17 protein-coding genes are annotated in these 18,100 nt (G+C 64.7%); 12 read left to right on the top strand and 5 right to left on the bottom strand.

Going from position 1 to position 18,100, the window contains the following annotated elements; genetic code table 11:
• Positions 1-96: 96 nt before the first annotated feature.
• Positions 97-573, bottom strand: a complete 477-nt coding sequence (locus tag SE92_RS27430) for a DUF3775 domain-containing protein (protein WP_063200479.1) — start codon at positions 571-573, stop codon at positions 97-99.
• Positions 574-686: 113 nt separating this feature from the next.
• Between SE92_RS27430 and SE92_RS27425 the strand changes: the two genes are divergently transcribed.
• The 8 genes from SE92_RS27425 to SE92_RS27390 all read left to right on the top strand — a co-directional run bounded on the left by SE92_RS27425 (position 687) and on the right by SE92_RS27390 (position 9,626).
• Positions 687-1,535, top strand: coding sequence for an MBL fold metallo-hydrolase (locus SE92_RS27425; RefSeq protein WP_063203792.1), 849 nt, complete (start codon positions 687-689; stop codon positions 1,533-1,535).
• A gap of 247 nt (positions 1,536-1,782) precedes the next feature.
• Positions 1,783-2,625 (top strand): fumarylacetoacetate hydrolase family protein, encoded by an 843-nt coding sequence (locus SE92_RS27420; protein WP_063200476.1) that lies wholly within the window; start codon positions 1,783-1,785, stop codon positions 2,623-2,625.
• Between the two features lie 156 nt (positions 2,626-2,781).
• The gene (locus tag SE92_RS27415) at positions 2,782-3,393 is read left to right on the top strand and encodes a glutathione S-transferase family protein (RefSeq protein WP_063200473.1); all 612 of its coding nucleotides are present in this window, start codon (positions 2,782-2,784) and stop codon (positions 3,391-3,393) included.
• A 24-nt stretch (positions 3,394-3,417) separates the two neighbouring features.
• Positions 3,418-4,608 carry a serine hydrolase domain-containing protein gene (locus SE92_RS27410; RefSeq protein WP_063203791.1) on the top strand — a complete coding sequence of 397 codons (1,191 nt, stop codon included), beginning with the start codon at positions 3,418-3,420 and terminating at the stop codon, positions 4,606-4,608.
• A 17-nt stretch (positions 4,609-4,625) separates the two neighbouring features.
• Positions 4,626-5,495 carry an MBL fold metallo-hydrolase gene (locus tag SE92_RS27405; RefSeq protein ID WP_063203790.1) on the top strand — a complete coding sequence of 290 codons (870 nt, stop codon included), beginning with the start codon at positions 4,626-4,628 and terminating at the stop codon, positions 5,493-5,495.
• 233 nt (positions 5,496-5,728) lie between these two features.
• The gene (locus tag SE92_RS27400; protein ID WP_063200470.1) at positions 5,729-6,877 is read left to right on the top strand and encodes an alpha/beta hydrolase; all 1,149 of its coding nucleotides are present in this window, start codon (positions 5,729-5,731) and stop codon (positions 6,875-6,877) included.
• 67 nt (positions 6,878-6,944) lie between these two features.
• Positions 6,945-7,916 (top strand): iron exporter MbfA, encoded by a 972-nt coding sequence (mbfA, locus tag SE92_RS27395; protein ID WP_063200467.1) that lies wholly within the window; start codon positions 6,945-6,947, stop codon positions 7,914-7,916.
• 237 nt (positions 7,917-8,153) lie between these two features.
• Entirely contained in the window at positions 8,154-9,626 is a 1,473-nt protein-coding gene (locus SE92_RS27390) for an amidase (RefSeq protein ID WP_063200465.1), read from the top strand.
• Positions 9,627-9,771: 145 nt separating this feature from the next.
• On the opposite strand, the gene SE92_RS27385 is transcribed toward SE92_RS27390, so the two are convergent.
• Positions 9,772-10,860: a Zn-dependent alcohol dehydrogenase gene (locus SE92_RS27385; RefSeq protein WP_063200462.1), complete on the bottom strand. Its 1,089-nt coding sequence runs from the start codon at positions 10,858-10,860 to the stop codon at positions 9,772-9,774.
• Between the two features lie 43 nt (positions 10,861-10,903).
• A complete protein-coding gene (locus SE92_RS27380; RefSeq protein WP_063200460.1) occupies positions 10,904-12,688 on the bottom strand; it encodes an acyl-CoA dehydrogenase family protein in 1,785 nt (594 codons plus the stop codon).
• Positions 12,689-12,918: 230 nt separating this feature from the next.
• Here SE92_RS27380 and SE92_RS27375 point away from each other — a divergent pair, with 230 nt between their 5' ends.
• Both SE92_RS27375 and SE92_RS27370 read left to right on the top strand, forming a co-directional pair.
• Positions 12,919-13,620 (top strand): SDR family NAD(P)-dependent oxidoreductase, encoded by a 702-nt coding sequence (locus SE92_RS27375; protein ID WP_063200459.1) that lies wholly within the window; start codon positions 12,919-12,921, stop codon positions 13,618-13,620.
• Between the two features lie 120 nt (positions 13,621-13,740).
• Positions 13,741-14,571, top strand: coding sequence for an enoyl-CoA hydratase (locus SE92_RS27370; RefSeq protein ID WP_063200458.1), 831 nt, complete (start codon positions 13,741-13,743; stop codon positions 14,569-14,571).
• 150 nt (positions 14,572-14,721) lie between these two features.
• Here SE92_RS27370 and SE92_RS27365 read toward each other — a convergent pair whose 3' ends face one another.
• Positions 14,722-15,345, bottom strand: a complete 624-nt coding sequence (locus tag SE92_RS27365; protein ID WP_063200457.1) for a GNAT family N-acetyltransferase — start codon at positions 15,343-15,345, stop codon at positions 14,722-14,724.
• A gap of 68 nt (positions 15,346-15,413) precedes the next feature.
• Complete coding sequence (locus SE92_RS27360; protein ID WP_063200455.1) at positions 15,414-15,617, bottom strand: DUF1127 domain-containing protein; 204 nt, start codon at positions 15,615-15,617, stop codon at positions 15,414-15,416.
• 110 nt (positions 15,618-15,727) lie between these two features.
• On the opposite strand from SE92_RS27360, the gene SE92_RS27355 reads away from it, so the two are divergent.
• Both SE92_RS27355 and SE92_RS27350 read left to right on the top strand, forming a co-directional pair.
• Positions 15,728-16,627: a transcriptional regulator GcvA gene (locus SE92_RS27355; protein WP_063200452.1), complete on the top strand. Its 900-nt coding sequence runs from the start codon at positions 15,728-15,730 to the stop codon at positions 16,625-16,627.
• A gap of 141 nt (positions 16,628-16,768) precedes the next feature.
• The gene (locus SE92_RS27350) at positions 16,769-18,097 is read left to right on the top strand and encodes an MFS transporter (protein ID WP_063200449.1); all 1,329 of its coding nucleotides are present in this window, start codon (positions 16,769-16,771) and stop codon (positions 18,095-18,097) included.
• The last annotated feature ends 3 nt before the right edge of the window (positions 18,098-18,100 follow it).

The raw sequence follows: 18,100 nt of genomic DNA, 5'->3' as shown, positions 1-18,100 counted from the left end.
CTTCGGCAAACACGGTGAGAGTTGGATTCGCGGAGAGTCCCCCTCACCCGGCGCTTCGCGCCGACCTCTCCCCGCAAGCGGGGCGAGGTAAGATCATCACCGCTGCTTGGTCGGCTCGTCTTCGTCCTGCTGGCTCGGGCCGGAGGAATCGGCCGTCGTGCGTTCGTCGGTCCAGTCGATGCCGAATTCGTCGAGCCCGTTCGCGAGCAGGTCGCCCAGCATGGGATCACCCAGCAGATAGTGCACGGTTTCGCGGCGCGGGCTGCGATACTCCGCGCGTGCCTCCGCCGCGCGGGCGCGCAGATCATCCCAATCGTCGATCGTGCCGTCGCCGCGACCGAGCCAGGTCAGCGCGACGAGATCGAGCTGCTCGTCCTCGTTCAAGGCGATCATGAAGCTGCCGAGCTCCTGGACGACAGGATCGGAGCCGTCGTCCTCGAGGACATCGAGCGCATCGTCATCGCTCGGGTTCGAGCCGGAATCCGGATCGGAATCCCCTTCCTTGACGTCGAATTCACGCGCCTTCTCGATGATGAAGGCGACTTTTTCAGCAGATATTGCGAGCTCTGGCATGGCTCCTCCTCAGGTTCCCGCGATAACGCCGCATCGCGTCAGATGATCCATTGCGCATCATGGCGGAAAACCGCATGTTTCGGCGCCAAAACAAGAACATGGGAACGCACGCGATGCAGTGGAAGGTCGGTCGGGTCAAAATCACTGAAGTCGTGGAGCTGGAGACGGTCGGCTCGACCCGCTTCATTTTGCCGCTCGCGGGCAACGCCGAGATCCAGAAACTGCCCTGGCTGATCCCGCATTTCGCCACCGAAGAAGGCCGGCTCAAGATGTCGATCCATTCGCTGGTGGTGGAGACGCCGACGCGCCGCATGGTGGTCGACACAGGGCTCGGCAACGACAAGCAGGGCCGCAACGTTCCGACCTGGAACAACCGCACGACGCCGTTCCTGGAGACGATGGCCGCGGCCGGCTTTGCGCCCGACAGCATCGACACGGTGCTGTGCACGCATCTTCATGTCGACCATGTCGGCTGGAATACGAAGCTGGTCGACGGCAAATGGGTGCCCACTTTCGCAAACGCGCGCTACGTCTTCGGCAAGACCGAATACGAGCACTGGCAGGCGCATTCGACCGAGCCGGACAAGGCGGCGGTGTTCAATGATTCCGTGCAGCCGATCGTCGAGGCCGGCAGGGCCGATCTGATCGCGAGCGACCACCAGCTCTGCGACGAGATCAGCATGATCCCCACCCCGGGCCACAGTCCCGGCCATATGAGCATCCTGATCCAGTCCGACGGCGAGCAGGGCCTGCTGACCGGAGACGTCGCCCATCATCCCTGCCAAATGGCGCATCTCGGCTGGTCCTCGACGGCGGATTCCGATCAGGCCCAATCGGCCGAAACACGGCGCGAATTGTTCGGCCGCTTTGCCGACACGTCGACGCTGGTGATCGGCGGGCATTTCTCGGCCGGGCATATCCGGCGGGATGGCGATGCGTTCAGGTTTGTGGCGCTGGATTAGGCCTCGTGCCCCGGATGCTGCCCAGCACGAAGTGATGCGCTGCTAAGCCGGGGCCCATGCTCGGGGCATTCTGGGTCCCGGCTCTGCGCCGCACCGCTTCGCGGTGCGTCGCGTCCGGGACACGAGACCGCCCTTGCCCACCGAATTGGGGGGCTGCAATGCGCCCCCTTTTCGGCGGTTGAATTTCCTGCCGCCCTGTTCCATGAAGCTGTTAACCGATCGGTCCAATCCCAAGGGAGAAACGAGAATGAAGCTTGTTCGTTACGGCGAAAAGGGTGCGGAAAAGCCCGGCCTGATCGACAAATCCGGCCAGTTGCGCGACCTCTCGGCGCATGTGAAGGACCTCACGGGCGAGGCCTATTCGCCGGAGAGCCTGAAGAAGCTGGCAGGCCTTGATCCGGCCTCGCTGCCGGCGGTCTCGGGCAAGCCGCGGTTCGGCGCTCCCGTCACCGGCATCTCGAAGTTCGTCGCGATCGGCCTCAACTACTCCGACCATGCCAAGGAGACCGGCGCCGATATTCCGAGCGAGCCGATCATCTTCATGAAGGCCAACACCTCGCTGTCCGGCCCGAACGACGCGGTCGAGAAGCCGCGCGGCTCGACCAAGCTCGATTGGGAGGTCGAAATCGCCTGCATCATCGGCACCCGCGCGAAGTACGTCTCGGAAGCCGACGCGCTGAATTACGTTGCCGGCTACTGCGTCTGCAACGACGTCTCCGAGCGCGCCTTCCAGATCGAGCGCCTGGGCCAGTGGACCAAGGGCAAGTCGCACGACACGTTCGGCCCGCTCGGACCGTGGCTCGCGACCAAGGACGAGATCAAGGACGTGCAGAACCTGTCGATGTGGCTCGACGTCAACGGCCAGCGCCGCCAGACCGGCTCGACCAAGACCATGATCTTCTCCATGGCCAAGTGCATCTCCTACGTCTCGCAGTTCATGACGCTGCTGCCCGGCGACGTCATCACCACGGGCACACCGCCCGGCGTCGGCCTCGGCATGAAGCCGCCGACCTTCCTCAATGTCGGCGACGTCGTCACCCTCGGCATCGAGGGTCTCGGCGAACAGCGGCAGGAGATCGTGGCGGCGTAAGCTGCGCCTACACGCTCCGTCGTCATGCCCGGGCTCGACCCGGGCATCCACGTCTCACAGTCTTGCCACGCGGCGACGCGTGGATGGCCGGGTCGAGCCCGGCCATGACGGAGGAGACACCGTTCGTACAAGATCGATTGCAGGGATTGGTCCATCATGAAACTCTCCTTCTCCCCCGCCTCGCCCTTCGCCCGCAAGGTGCGCATCGCCGCGATCGAGCTCGGGCTGATCGACAAGATCGAGTTTACGCCGGCGAGCGTCGCGCCGGGCACCGCCAACGAGGACTATTCGAAGATCACGCCGCTGAAGAAGCTGCCGGTGCTGATCACCAATGACGGTGATGTGATCTTGGACTCCTATGTCATCGTCGAATATCTCAACGAGATGGCCGGCGGCAGCCTGATCCCGGAATACGGACGGGCACGCTGGAAGGCCAAGACCAATCACTCGCTGCTCAACGGCATGCTCGATTCCATGCTGCTGTGCCGCTACGAGAAGATGGTGCGGCCGCAGGGCCTGCAATGGCAGGCCTGGTCGGACGACCATTGGAACAGGGCCTGGACTGGCATGGCGCGCTTCGAGAACATGCCTGAGGTGCTGAACGGCCCGTTCGACATCTCGCAGATCGGCCTCGTCTGCGTGCTCGGCTATGCCGACTTCCGCTTCGCCGATTGCGGCTGGCGCAAGGCCTATCCGAAGCTCGACGCCTTCCACCAGAAGATGCTGGAGCGGGCCTCGGTCAAGATCTCGGTGCCGCCGGCCGCGTAACAGGAATATGCCGGGAGAATGATGATGCGCGATCGCTTCTCCCGCCTCACACGTCTCGGCGCGAGCCTCGTGCTCGCGCTGTCCATCTCAGGCACCCATTTACGGGCCGAGAGCATGTCGCCTGGACCGGCCGATCAGGCCTGCGGATCACCGTCATCGATCGACGATGGCTGGCAGATCGCCCTACCCGCCAGCGTCGGCATGGACGGCGCGCAGCTGTGCACAATCGCCGCGCGGCTCGCGCAACGGTCAACCACGGTCCATTCGGTCGTCGTCGTAAGGCACGGCAAACTCGTCTTCGAGCAGTATTTTCCAGGCTACGACCAGCCTTGGGGACGGCCTGACGGCCAGTACGAATTCACCGCGACGACCAGGCACGACATGCGCTCGGCGTCCAAGAGCGTAACCTCGCTGCTGATCGGAATTGCGATCGACCGCAAGCTCGTCGCGGGCGTCGATGAGCACGTCCTGCAATTCTTCCCCGATTATGCCGCCGTGAAACAGCCGGGATGGGACGCCATCAAGCTGCGTCATCTGCTGACGATGTCCTCAGGCTTCAAATGGGACGAAGCCCGGGCCTGGACCGATCCTGAGAACGACGAGCCGCATCTCGTGACCGAGCCGAATCCGCTTGGCTATGTGTTGTCGCGATCGATCGCAGCGCCGCCGGATGTGCTATGGACTTATAGTGGCGGCAGCACGGAGCTGCTCGGCAACATCATCGAGCGGGTCTCGAACAAATCGCTGGAGGCGTTCGCGCGCGAGACGTTATTCCAGCCGCTCGGCATCACCGACGTCGAATGGAAGCCCTACAAGAGCGGCAAGATCGCAGCGGCCGCGGGCCTGCGCCTGCGACCGCGCGATGCGGCAAAGATCGGCCAGCTGGTGCTCAGTCGCGGTCGCTGGAACAATCAACAAGTTGTCTCGGCCGACTGGATCGCACAATCGATCACGCCGCGCTTCCAGGCGGTCGGCTATTTCGGCGGCACGCTGTTTTATGGCTATCAATGGTGGATGGGTCGCTCGCTTGCTGGCGGCAAGGAGATCAAATGGGTTGCCGCATTTGGCTGGGGCGGGCAACGCATCTTCATCGTGCCCGAGCTTGATCTCGTCATGATGACGACCGCCGCTCAATACGGTCAGCCGAAGGAAGGGCTCGCCGCGATCGACATTCTCACCAATATCGTCATTCCATCCGTGCGCGACGCGCATTGATCACGAGGGAAGCGAGCATGAGCCTGAAATACGAGATCGGCGATCTCACCATTCATCGGATCATCGAGCAGGAAACCTCGTTCGTCCCGGCGCTGGAGATGCTGCCGGGACTGACGCCTGAAGTGCTGGCCGAGAACCGGGCGTGGATGCGCGAGGCGAAGGCGCTGGACGCGCAGGATGTTCTGCTGCTGTGCTTCCAGTCCTACGTGGTGAAGACGCCGCACCACACCATTCTGGTCGACAGCTGCATCGGCAACGACAAGCCGCGGCCCAATCGTCCCAAATGGAACATGAAGACGGACGACACATATTTGCGTGCTCTGGGTGCTGCAGGATTCTCGGTCGATGACATCGACTTCGTGATGTGCACGCATCTGCATGTCGACCATGTCGGCTGGAATACGCGGCTGGAGAACGGCCGGTGGGTGCCGACCTTCCCGAGGGCGCGCTACGTCTTTGCCCGGCAGGAATTCGACCATTGGTCCGCGCAGAACGCGAAGACGGAAATCCCGCCCTTCGCCGACAGCGTGCTGCCGGTGGTCGAGGCGGGGCGCCACGAGCTGGTCGGCAATGATCATGTGATCGGCGACCATATCCGCATCCTGCCGACGCCCGGCCATACGCCGGGCCATATCGCCATCACCATGGGCCGCGGCAAGGATGACGCGGTGTTCTCCGGCGACCTCATGCATTCGCCGCTGCAGACGCTCTATCCGGAGCTGTCCATCAAGTTCGACGTCGATCCGGCGGCGGCGGCTAAAACGCGGCGCAGTTTTCTCGAGCGCTACTGCGACACCGACACGCTGTGCTGCACGGCGCATTTTCCCTCGCCGTCGGTGGGGAAGATCAAGCGCAAGGGCAACGGGTTCGTGTGCGCGGCGGTGTGATTTAGCGCGGCTCGCGCCGCGAACTCCCATCCTCCCCTGGAGGGGGGGATCGGTTCGCATGCAGCGAAGCGCAATGCGAACCGAGGTGGGGTGACGGTCTCTCCGCTTCGTAAACTGCCCGTTTTGGGAGATCACCCCACCCCGCTCGCGCTTCGCGCGATCGACCACGGGCGAGCTACGCTCGTCCCGGACCCCTCCAGGGGAGGGTAAGAGAGGCTCAAGTGGAGAAACCGATGACAACACTCCCGAACATCCCGCTCCCCGCCGGCATCCGCTCGCGCTACCTCGACGGGATCAACGGCTTGCGCATGCATGTGCTCGAGGCCGGCTTCGAGACCAAAGGCCGCTCCTGCATCCTGCTGCTGCATGGCTTTCCCGAGTTGGCCTTCTCCTGGCGCAAGGTGATGCCGGCGCTCGCCGCCGCCGGGTATCATGTGATCGCGCCGGACCAGCGCGGCTATGGCCGCACGACCGGATGGAGCGCGGACTATGACGGCGATCTCGCGCCGTTCTCGCTGCTCAACCTGGTGCGCGATGCGCTCGCCTTGGTGTCCGCGTTTGGCTACAGGCAGGTTGACGTCGTCGGACATGATTTCGGCAGTCCGGTCGCGGCCTGGTGCGCGCTGATCAGGCCCGACGTGTTTCGTTCGGTGACGATGATGAGCGCGCCATTCGGTGGACCGCCGCCGCTGCCGTTCAACACCGCAGATGCGCCGGCCAAGCCCGCGGGCGAAGACCCCGTTCATCGCGAGCTCGCCAACCTGCCGCGTCCGCGCAAGCACTATCAATGGTACTATTCGACACGCGCCGCAAATACCGACATGCAGCACGCGCCGCAGGGCGTGCACGATTTCCTGCGTGCCTATTATCATCACAAGAGCTCCGACTGGACCGACAACAAGCCCTATCCGCTCAAGGCATGGTCGGCGAGCGAGCTGGCGAAGCTGCCGACCTATTACGTGATGGATCTGAACGAGACCATGGCGCAGACGGTCGCCAAGGAGATGCCGTCGCCGGCCGAGATCTCGGCCAATCAATGGCTGCCCGACAGCGAGCTCGCTTATTACAGCGCCGAATATGGCCGCACCGGATTCCAGGGCGGCTTGCAATGGTACCGCTATGGCACGTCGGGTACGCTCAACAGCGAGATGCAGCTGTTTGCAGGACGCAGCATTGACGTGCCCTCCTGCTTCATCTCGGGCATGCAGGATTGGGGCACGCATCAGCGTCCGGGCGTGTTCGAGACGATGCAGACGCGCGCGTGCACGAAGATGCTGGGTTGCCATCTCATCGACGGTGCCGGGCATTGGGTGCAGCAGGAGCAGCCGGCCGAGGTGAGCCGGTTGCTGCTCGATTTCCTCGCAAAAGCCGGCACGGCCTGATTTGACCCGGGAAGCACGGCCTTCTATATAGTTTAGAATAATTCTAAATTACCGTGACAGGACAGCCGTGAAGAATTTTGCCGATCTGACCGAGCGCGAGGTGCTGGCGGTCGCGATCTCCTCCGAGGAGGAGGATAGCCGCATCTACATGACCTTCGCCGAGGACCTGAAGGAACGCTATCCGGATTCGGCCAAGCTGTTCGAGCAGATGGCCGAGGAGGAGCGCGGCCACCGGCACATGTTGCTGGAATTGTATGAGCAACGCTTCGGCCCGCATCTGCCGCCGATCCGCCGCGAGGACGTCAAGGGGTTCCTGCGCCGTCGCCCGGTCTGGCTCACCAAGAACCTGTCGCTCGACGCCATCCGCCGCGAAGTCGAGACCATGGAGATGCAGGCGGAGCGCTTCTACGTGAAGGCGGCCGAACAGGCCCAGGACGTCGGCGTGCGCCGCCTGCTCGGCGATCTCGCCGAAGCCGAAAAAGGTCACGAGGAGACCGCCGCCAAGCTGACGGGCGAGATCCTCAATTCCGACGCCCGCGCCGAGGAGGATCGCACCAACCGCCGCATGTTCGTGCTGCAATATGTGCAGCCGGGCCTTGCCGGCCTTATGGACGGTTCGGTCTCGACGCTGGCGCCGCTGTTCGCGGCGGCCTTCGCCACTCACCAGAACTGGCAGACGTTCCTGGTCGGCCTCGCCGCCTCGATCGGCGCCGGCATCAGCATGGGCTTTGCGGAAGCCCTGTCCGACGACGGATCGCTGACGGGGCGCGGCTCGCCCTGGCTGCGCGGCGTCACCTGCGGCGCGATGACGACGCTCGGCGGGCTCGGCCACACCGCGCCCTATCTCGTGCCGGACAGCTGGGCCAACGCGTTCTGGATTGCGACCGGCATTGCCTGTGTCGTGGTGTTCTTCGAACTGTGGGCGATCGCCTTCATCCGCTCGCGCTACATGGACACGCCGTTCCTCCAGGCGGTGTTCCAGATCGTGCTGGGCGGCGCGATCGTGCTGGCGGTGGGGATATTGATCGGAGCGGCGTAGCGGCTTTCATATCCGGTGTCATTCCCCGCGAAGGCGGGGAATCCAGTAGGCCGCAGCCCATCGGCTCAATTATTGCTGTCACGGAGTACTGGATCGCCCGGTCAAGCCGGGCGATGACAGCGAATTTTCGATCTCATCCGTTCCGTCTCGCCATCGCATCAATTCCCATCAAACGACCGTTGCGGCATTCGGGCAAACTGCGCATCATTCTCCGACAACAAGAGCAGGAGAAGCGCCTTGGCCGGATCGAAATGGAGTTACAAGAGCGCGGTCGAACTGTCGGCCGCGTTGACCGCAAAGAAGGTGTCCGCGGTCGAGCTTGCACAGGACGCCATCGACCGCATCGAGCGGCACGACGGCAAGGTCAACGCCATCTGTGTGCGGGATTTCGATCGCGCGCTCGCTGCCGCGCGCGAGGCCGACGCGGCCTTGGCCCGCGGCGAGCGCAAGCCGCTGCTCGGCCTGCCCCTGACGGTGAAGGAATCCTTCAACGTTGCCGGCCTGCCGACGACCTGGGGCTGGACGCCGCAGAAGGATTTCAGGCCGCCGGAGGATGCGCTCTCGATCAGCCGGGTGAAGAACGCCGGCGGCGTCATTGTCGGCAAGACCAACGTCCCCGTCGGGCTCGGCGACTGGCAGAGCTACAACGACATCTACGGCACGACGAACAACCCGTACGACCTCGGCCGCACGCCCGGTGGCTCGTCGGGCGGCTCCTCCGCGGCGCTTGCGGCCGGCTACGGGCCGCTGTCGCTTGGCTCCGACATCGGCGGCTCGTTGCGCGTGCCGGCGTTCCATTGCGGGGTCTATGCGCACAAGCCAACCTACAATCTCTGCCCGACGCGCGGCCATACGCCGCCGCCGTTTCCCGCGATCCCGATGGAGCGCGACATGGCGGTGATCGGTCCGATGGCGCGGAGTGCCGCCGATCTGACGCTGCTGCTGGACGTGATGGCCGGGCCCGATCCACTCGACCTCGGCGTCGGATACAAGCTCGCGCTGCCGGAGGCACGCCACGCCGGACTGAAGGATTTCCGCCTGCTGGTGATCGACAGCCATCCGTTGCTGCCCGCGAATGCAGAGGTTCGCGGCGCGATCGAGAAGCTGGCCGGGCAGCTGACGCAGGCCGGCGCGAATGTCGCGCGCGAGAGCCCGCTGTTTCCGGACTTCCGGGAAGCCTCGCGACTCTACATGCGCATGCTGATGGGCTTTCTCGGCGCGTTCTTTCCGCCTGATATTCTCGCCGGCGCACGTGCCGGCGCGGCGCAGCTCTCACCCGACGACAAGAGCCTTGCGGCCGAGCGGCTGCGCGGCATGACCGCAAGCCATCAGGCCTGGGTGTTCGACGAGGGCGCCCGCGCCGGCCTGCGCGCACAATGGCGGCACTTGTTCAGGACGTTCGATGCGGTGATCTGCCCGATCATGCCGACCCCCGCCTATCCGCATGATCACTCGCCGGAGCAGGAGAAGCGCCGGATCAATATCGACGGCAAGGAGCACGCCTATCCGGACCAGCTTGCCTGGCCCGGCATCGCCACGCTGACGGGCCTGCCGGCCACGGCCGTTCCGCTCGGTCTGTCGAAGGACGGCCTGCCGGTCGGCGTCCAGATCATCGGACCCTTCCTCGAAGACCGCACGCCGCTGAAACTCGCCGAGCTGATCGAGCGTGAGTTCGGCGGGTTCGTGCCGCCGAAGATGTTTGACGACTAGCGCTCGCCCCACGCGTCATTGCGAGCCACCCGGTCCCGCCTTCCGGCGTGCCGGATGACAGGCTCCGCGAAGCAATCCATACCGCAGCCGCGGCAACAGCTCTGGATTGCTTCGCTCACGCTCGCAATGACGGAGTTCAAACCGCTCAGCTGTCGAACATGATCACGCTGCGCAGCGTCTTGCCGGCCTTCATGTTGGCAAAACCCTCGTTGATCTCGCTCAGCTTCAATTTCGCCGAGATCCAGTCTTCCAGGTGCAGCCGGCCCCGCAAATAGAAATCCACCAGGCGCGGCATGTCGACGCGAAAATGGTTCGAGCCCATCGAGGAGCCCTGGATCCGGCGCTCCCTAAGGAAATCGAAGCCGTGCAGCTCGATCTTCTGGCCGAACGGGATCATGCCGACGATGGTGGCGGTGCCGCCGGAGGCGAGCATGCCGAAGGCCTGCTCGGCGGTTTCCTTGCGGCCGAGCACCTCGAAGGAATGATGCACGCCGCCATTGGTGAGGTCGCGCACCTGCTTCACGACGTCGCCGTCCGCGGGGTTGATGATGTCGGTGGCGCCCAGCTTGGTGGCGAGCTGGAGCTTCGCCGGGTTGGTGTCGATGGCGATGATGCGGCCGGCGCCGGCGATCTGCGCGCCGTTGATCGCGGCCATGCCGACGCCGCCGCAGCCAATCACCGCGACGGTCTCGCCGGCCGTCACCTTCGCGGTGTTTACCACCGCGCCATAGCCGGTGATGACGCCGCAGCCGATCAGCGCGGCGAGATCGAGCGGCATCTCTTTGCGGATTTTCACGATGGCGTTCTCGTGCACCAGCATCTGCTCGGCAAAGGAGGAGAGATTGAGGAACTGGTGCAGTTTCTCCGGCTTGGACCATTGCATGCGGTTGGAGACACCCGGCAGCAGCTTCACGGTGGTATCGGTGCAGAGCACGGTGCGGCCGGTGGTGCAATTGTCGCAGGTGCCGCAGAACACGGACAGGCACGTGACGACGTGATCGCCCGGCTTGACATAGGTGACGTCGGAGCCGACCTGCTCGACCACGCCGGCGGATTCATGCCCGAGCACCGCAGGCAGCGGATGCGGATAGAGCCCTTCCATGAAGTGCAGGTCGGAATGGCAGAGGCCGGCGACCGCGGTGCGGATCAGCACTTCGCGCGGGCCGGGCTTCGGAAGGCTGACATCCTCGATGACCAGCGGCTTGTTGACTTCATAGAGGACGGCGGCCTTCATCGAGCACTCCCTATCGCTTTTCTTAGGTTGGGTGGCGAGCAGCCTACGCTGCCAGAACCAGTTCGCCAACCTCGCTCATGGGGGCGTCGCGATCGCCGAGTAGCAACGCGGCGATCTTCGCCTGCACGGCATTTTCCGCCAGCCGGAACGGATCGTTCGGCATCACCCGGTGATCGACCACCAGCCGCGACAGCAGCAGCCGGCGCGCATCGCCGCGCATCTCGTGGATGCGATGCGCCTCCCAGGCGAGGGCGACTGCGCTCGCGACATGATAGAGCACGCTCGTCGCGCGCCGCGCATCGGCCTCGTTCTCGGATGTCCCCGCGACCTCGCGCGCGAAGCCGACGGCGCGATCGACGAGGCCGCGCAGCCTGTCGCGCCAGGCCTGCGGTACGGACGCGCTGTCGTCGAGCCGGGCATGCAGATCGGCCGAGAGCGCGGAGTCCGCGCCGTGGCGGCCGACGGCGCGCCTGAGTGCATCGATCGCCACGATGTTGCCTGTGCCTTCCCAGACCGAGCCGAGATGCGCATCGCGCAGCAGGCGGGGCGTTGCGAATTCCTCGATATAGCCGATGCCGCCGCGCATCTCGAGCGCATCGCCGCAGACCTTGCGCGCATCCCGCGTGGCGCGGAATTTCAGCGTCGGCGTCAGGATGCGCAACAAGGCCGCCGCGTCCTGGCTGCCGGCCTCGGCGCGGTCGAGTGCGTCCGCCGTGAGGAAGCTCATCGACAGCGCCTGCTCGACCGGCAGCATGATCTTCAGCATCTGGCGGCGGCCGAGCGGCAGGTCGATGATGCGGCTGCCGAACACCACGCGGTTCTTTGCGACCGTCATCGCGTCATGATAGGCGCGCCGCATCAGCGCGGTGGATTTGACTCCGTTGGAGAGCCGCGAGGAGTTCACCATCTCGGCCATCTGCACGAAGCCGCGATCGAGCTTGCCGACCGCGTAGGCGATCGCGCCTTCGAGCTTGATCTCCCCTGATGCCATCGAGCGCGTGCCGAGCTTGTCCTTGAGACGCACGATCCGGTAGTGGTTCTGCGAGCCGTCGTCGAGAAAACGCGGCATCAGGAACAGGCCGACGCCGCGTGTGCCGGGCCCGGCGCCCTCGGGCCGCGCCAGCAGCATCACGACCTTGGCATCGGCATTCGAGCAGAACCATTTTTCGCCATAGAGGCGCCAATGGTCGCCCTCCTGCACCGCGCGGGTGGTCAGCGTGCCGACGTCGGAGCCTCCCTCCTTCTCGGTCATGAACTGGCCGCCTTGCGTCAGCTTGCTCATATCGGTCGAGGTCAGGCCGTCGAGATATCTTGCCTTCAGCGCCTCGCTGCCAAAATTTGCGAGTAGCTTGGCGCAGCCGTCGGTGACGTTGATCGGGCAGCCCATGCCGAATTCGGTCTGATTGAACAGGAACGTGAATGCGTGCTTGGCCACCACGGGATATTTGTCCGGCCAGCCCATGATACCCTTGCGGATCGAGAGCGCATGGATGCCGAACTCGCCGAACGCGGCGTTCTCCAGCTCGCGATAGGCTGGATGATATTCGATCGCCTGCACGTCGCGGCCGAACTTGTCGCGCTGGTGCAGAATGGGCGTGTGCCGGTCGGCGAGGCGCGCGCACTCATCGAGACGTCCGCCGGCGAGCGCGCCAAGGCGGTCGAGATGCGGCTCGATGTGGCGGAACAGATTGTCCGGCAGGTGGATGCGCAGCAGATCGGTGAGCGCGGGATCGGCACGGTAGAAATTCATGCCTGACGTATCGGGCGCCAGCAGGCCGGATGGCTCGGCCGCCACATTTTTCGGCTGCGCTGTGACCGGCTCGTGCATGATCGTCCTCTTCGTTTCCGCCTTGCGGACATTTTGCGCTGATTTGGCGCTTGCCGCTTTGGATGATGTCGATCATGCTCCAATCGGAAAGAGCGATAAAGCCGCAAATTGTCAGGGAGGCATGATCGCAATGAAGGAGCAATTCGCTCTGCGGAATTGTGATCGCCCCGGCTGGTTGTTCGCGCAGGCGGTGCATAGATCAACGTCTCCCAGCCCTGAGAGATCACGCCATGGAACATCCGAAGTACAAGATCGCCCTCATCGTCGGCGCCGGCGAGGGCCTGAGCGCCTCGCTGGCACGCTTGCTGTCCGCGCAAGGCATTCGTGTCGCGCTGGCCGCCCGAAAGATCGAGAAGCTCGGCGCGCTCTGTAGCGAGACCGGCGCGAAGGCCTACGCCTGCAACGCCACCGAGCCCGACGAGGTCGAACGCCTGTTCGGCCTCGTCGAGCGCGAGATCGGCGCGCCCGACGTCGTCGTCTACAACGCCAGCGGCCGCACGCGCGGGCCGTTCGTCGAACTCGTTCCGGCCGACGTCGCCAATGCCATCGCGATCAGCGCCTATGGGGGCTTCCTGGTGGCGCAACAGGCAGCCAAGCGCATGCTGCCGAACAAGCACGGCGCGATCCTGTTCACCGGCGCTTCGGCAAGCGTCAAGGGCTATGCGCAGTCGGCCTCGTTCGCGATGGGCAAGTTCGCGTTGCGTGGGCTGGCGCAGAGCCTGGCGCGCGAGCTGTCGCCGCAAGGCATTCATGTCGCGCATTTCGTGATCGACGGCGGCATTCGCAGCGCCGCGCGCACGGAAGCCGCGGACAAGCCGGCTTCGATGCTCGATCCCGATGCGATCGCACTGAGCTATTGGAACGTGTTGCAGCAGCCGCGCAGCGCCTGGAGCTGGGAGCTCGAGTTGCGGCCGTGGGTGGAGAAGTTTTAAGGGCGAACTGCCGTAGGGTGGGCAAAGGCGCAAAGCGCCGTGCCCACGATCTCCTCGAAATTGCGTAAAAGACGTGGGCACGCTTCGCTTTGCCCACCCTACAGAAATCAGGGAGGCGATATGACCACCGAAACCATTATCGACACCGGCACCAATGAGCTCCTCTGCGTCATCCGCGACCGCGTCGCGATCATCACGCTGAACCGGCCGGAGGCGCGCAATTCGCTGTCGGACGCTCTGACGCCCGCGCTGCGCACCATGATCCGCAGTTGCGGCGAGAACCCCGGCGTCGGCGCGCTGCTGCTGACCGGCGCGGGTGAGGCGTTCTGTGCCGGCGGCAACGTCAAGGGCATGGGCGCACATCGCGACCCGAAGAAGCTCGAGATGTCCTTTGACGACAAGGTCGCCGATCTCCAGGAACGGCAGCGGCTGCTCACCGGCGCGCTGGTGTCGATCCGCAAGCCGACCATTGCCGCCCTGCTCGGCCCGGCGGCCGGCGCCGGGCTCGCCATCGCCATGGCCTGCGACATCCGCATCGCCGCGCAATCGGCTTTCGTCGCCACCGGCTATGCCCGCATCGCGCTGTCAGGCGATTACGGCATCGCCTGGCTGCTCACCCGCCTCGTCGGCACCGCGCGGGCGCGCGAATTGATGTTCACCGGCGATCGCGTCGATGCCGCACGCTGCGAGGCGATCGGCCTCGTTAACCGCGTCGTGCCCGACGACAAGTTACAGAGCGAGGCCTTCGCGCTGGCCAAATCGCTCGCCGAAGGCGCACGCCTGGCGCTGCGCTACATGAAGGACAATCTCGACGAAGCCCTGCTGTTCGACTTCGAAACAGCGCGCGACCACGAGGCCGAACGGCTGGTGCGCCTGACCACGACCGCCGATCACAAGGAGGCGGTGCAGGCGTTCATCGAGAAACGGAAGGCGGTGTTCACGGGGAAGTAGATGCTCGTCCGCAGCCCAGATGGAGCGCAGCGCAATCCAGGGTCGTCTGCGCATGTGGCACGAATCCCGGATTGCGCTGCGCTCCATCCGGGCTACGAAGGACAAAAAAGAGCCCGGCGCTGGATGACCAGGCCGGGCTTCTCAGTGATGTCAGGCCGAGGCTGAGGGGCTATCGGTCTGACGGGAAAGGGCGGCGAGGCGCCAGCTTGCGCAGGGGATGTCTTTCGGTGCGACGCTGATCTCCTTGTCGAAGCGCACCAGCTTCCAGTCGTCAGGATGATTGACGAAGGCGAAGCTGGATTTGCGGGCAAGCGAGAGCATGGTCTCGTTCGAGCGCAGCGTTTCGCCGAACATGCGCTCGGCACCAAGCGCCGCGGCGCGGCATTCGAGGTTCTTCAGCAGCGCGGTGGCGATGCCGTGGCCCTGCCAGCGATCATCGACCGACAGACCGAATTCGAGCGTCGCGGTCTCTGCATGCAGCGCGTAGCGTGCCTCGGCGACGATGCTCTCGAAGCCGTCGACCATCATCGTGGCGACGACGGTGAAGCGATCGCGCTCGCCGACCTCGAGAAAGTCGTGCAGCAGGCCGTTGGGCAGCTCACTGATCGCGCCGAAGAAGCGGTTGTAGCGAGAGCGGGTCGAGAGCGAACGGAAATAGTGCTGCAGTTCGTCGGCATCGCGCGGCTCGACGAAGCGAACGTTGAGCGCCTCGCCCTGCCGGGTGCGTAACGTATCCGAATGTTGCCTGAGGTCTTCGAGGCGGAGGATGCTCATGACACTGCCCTCGGTAAAAAAAGGACCGCCGGCGCCCCGGAGTCAGGCGGCGCCGGCCTGGCGGCCAATCAGGCCCGCCAGAAGGGTTTGTCGGCCTCGAAGGCGATGTCGCTCCAGGACAATCCGACGTCCTGAAGGTCGCGAGCGGTCCATTGGGTGAGCTCGCGCCGGTTGCGGTAGCGCTCGTGCCAGACGTGAAGCGTCTCGCTGACCTGCTGGAGCAGGCTCGGCACATGATGATTTGTCATCGAGTTGTGGGTCAAAGTAGACATTTTCAGCTCCTGGAGCTAATCTGGCCGCTAATATCTGCTTCCTAGTGCACTGCGACAAACGACAATTTGTACCCTTTCGCATGAAATAACGTCATGTATCCTGCTGCCAAATGACTGCCAGATTGCCGTCCCTGAACGGACTGCGGGCGTTTGAGGCCGCCGCGCGCCATCTCAGCTTCACGCTGGCGGCGACCGAGCTGAACGTCACGCAGACCGCGATCAGCCATCAGATCCGAAGGCTCGAGGAGGAGCTCGGCATTCGCCTGTTCATCCGGCAGAACCGCGCGCTGGCGCTCACCCCGGAGGCCCGCGACTATCTCCCGGGCGTTCGCGCCGCCTTCAACGACCTCCGCCTTGCGACCGACCGGCTGCTCCGCAAGGACGACGACAAGGTGCTGACGGTCTCGACGCTGGCCTCGCTCGCCGCGAAATGGCTGCTGCCGCGGCTGACCGACTTCCAGGAACAGCATCCCGGTATCGACGTGCGCATCACCACCTCGACCAGCCTGGTCGACTTCCAGCGCGACAATGTCGACGCCGCGATCCGCTACGGCCGCGGCCAGTGGCCCGGCCTGCGCGCCGACTGGCTGATGGCGGACGAGTTGTTTCCGGTGTGCAGCCCGTCGCTGCTGCGCGGCGACAAGCCGCTGCGCCAGCCGGAGGATTTGAGGGGCTATCCGCTGCTGCACACGTCGAACACCAACAGCGACGATTGGCGACTGTGGCTGACCGCGGCGGGCCTGCCGGCCGACATCGCCAGGCAGCCCGGCATCACCTTCGACATGATCTTCATGACCATCCAGGCCGCCATCGACGGCATTGGCGTCGCGATGGGGCGGACGTCCTACGTCCAGGACGACATCGCCAAGGGCCGGCTCGTGGTGCCCTTCAAGATCGCCCTGCCGGCCGACGCCGGCTTCTACCTGGTCGCACCGGACGGGCGCCGGGAGGCGCCGAAGCTGACCGCGTTCCGCCAATGGATGATTGCCGCAACGCAAAATAAGGCCTGAAAAATCAGCGGCTTCCTGTCGCAAAACGGATTGACTCGTCCCGCCTTGCGCGGGAAGAGGCGTGGCAGATTGTCGCAGTCTGTCGCCTGACCGCGAGATGACGTCCCGGTCCGGCCACGCCTTTCCCAGGGGAGCAACGCCATGGCTGGACCAGCCACCTCGACCAATCCGTCCGCGATCAAGTCCCGCATTGGCGCGATCCTGCGCGCCACCTCCGGAAATTTCCTCGAGCAGTTCGACTTCTTCCTGTTCGGCTTCTATGCCGCCGCGATCGGCAAGGCGTTCTTCCCCTCCAGCAACGAGACGGCGTCCCTGCTCAACACTTTCGGCGTGTTCTGGCTCGGCGCCTTGATGCGCCCCGTCGGCGCCATCGTGCTCGGCGCCTATATCGACCGCATCGGCCGCCGCCAGGGCCTGCTCGTCACACTGGGCATCATGGCGTTCGGCACGGTCGTCATCGCGTTCTGCCCGAGCTATGCGACCATCGGCATCGCAGCGCCCATCATCGTGTTGATCGGGCGTTTGCTCCAGGGTTTCTCCGCCGGCGTCGAGCTCGGCGGCGTGTCGGTGTATCTCGCGGAAATCTCCACACCCGGCAACCGCGGCTTCTACACCTCGTTCCAGTCGTCGAGCCAGCAGGTCGCGATCTTCGTCGCCTCGATCCTCGGCTATCTCCTCTCCGAGGTGATGCCGGCCGACACAGTGGCCGCCTGGGGCTGGCGCATTCCGTTCTTCGTCGGCTGCCTGATCATTCCACTGATCTTTATCCTGCGACGGACGCTGGAGGAGACTCCGGCGTTCCTCGCCATGAAGAAGCACCCGACCGCCAGCGAGGTGTTTGCCTCCGCGCTCGCCAACTGGCGCATCGTGATCCTCGGCATGATGATCGCGATCCTGACCACGACGACGTTCTACTTCGTCACCGTCTACACGCCGACCTTCGGCAAGACCGTGCTGAAGCTGTCGACGCAAGATGCGCTGCTGGTCACGTTGCTCGTCGCTGTTACCAACTTCTTCTGGAATCCGGTTGGCGGCGCGCTGTCCGACCGGATCGGTCGCAAGCCGGTGCTGATCACCATTGCCAGCCTGTCGCTGGTGACGGCCTATCCGGCGCTGCACTGGCTGGTGGCGGCGCCGACCTTCGGCAAGCTGCTCGCCATCGAGATGATGTTCTCGTTCTATTTCGGCGTCTACAGCGGCACCATGCTAGGCGCGCTGGTCGAGATCGTGCCGGCGCATGTGCGCACGACCTGCTTCTCGCTCGCCTTCGCGCTCGCCGCCGCCCTGTTCGGCACCTTCACGCCGTTCGCCTCGACCTGGCTGATCGAGCGCACCGGCGACAAGGCCTCGCCCGGCTTCTGGCTGATGTTCGCCGCGCTGCTCGGCATCATCGCGGCCTCGACGGTGTATCGCGGCGGCAAGGCTGTGACCACGTATGACACGGCCGCGGAGCCGGTGGCGGGGCATTGACGG

Source organism: Bradyrhizobium sp. AT1 (genome assembly GCF_001590795.1).
GTDB lineage: Bacteria > Pseudomonadota > Alphaproteobacteria > Rhizobiales > Xanthobacteraceae > Bradyrhizobium.
The sequence above is the reverse complement of the archived record's forward strand: the minus strand, read 5'-3'. Positions and strand labels throughout refer to the sequence as shown.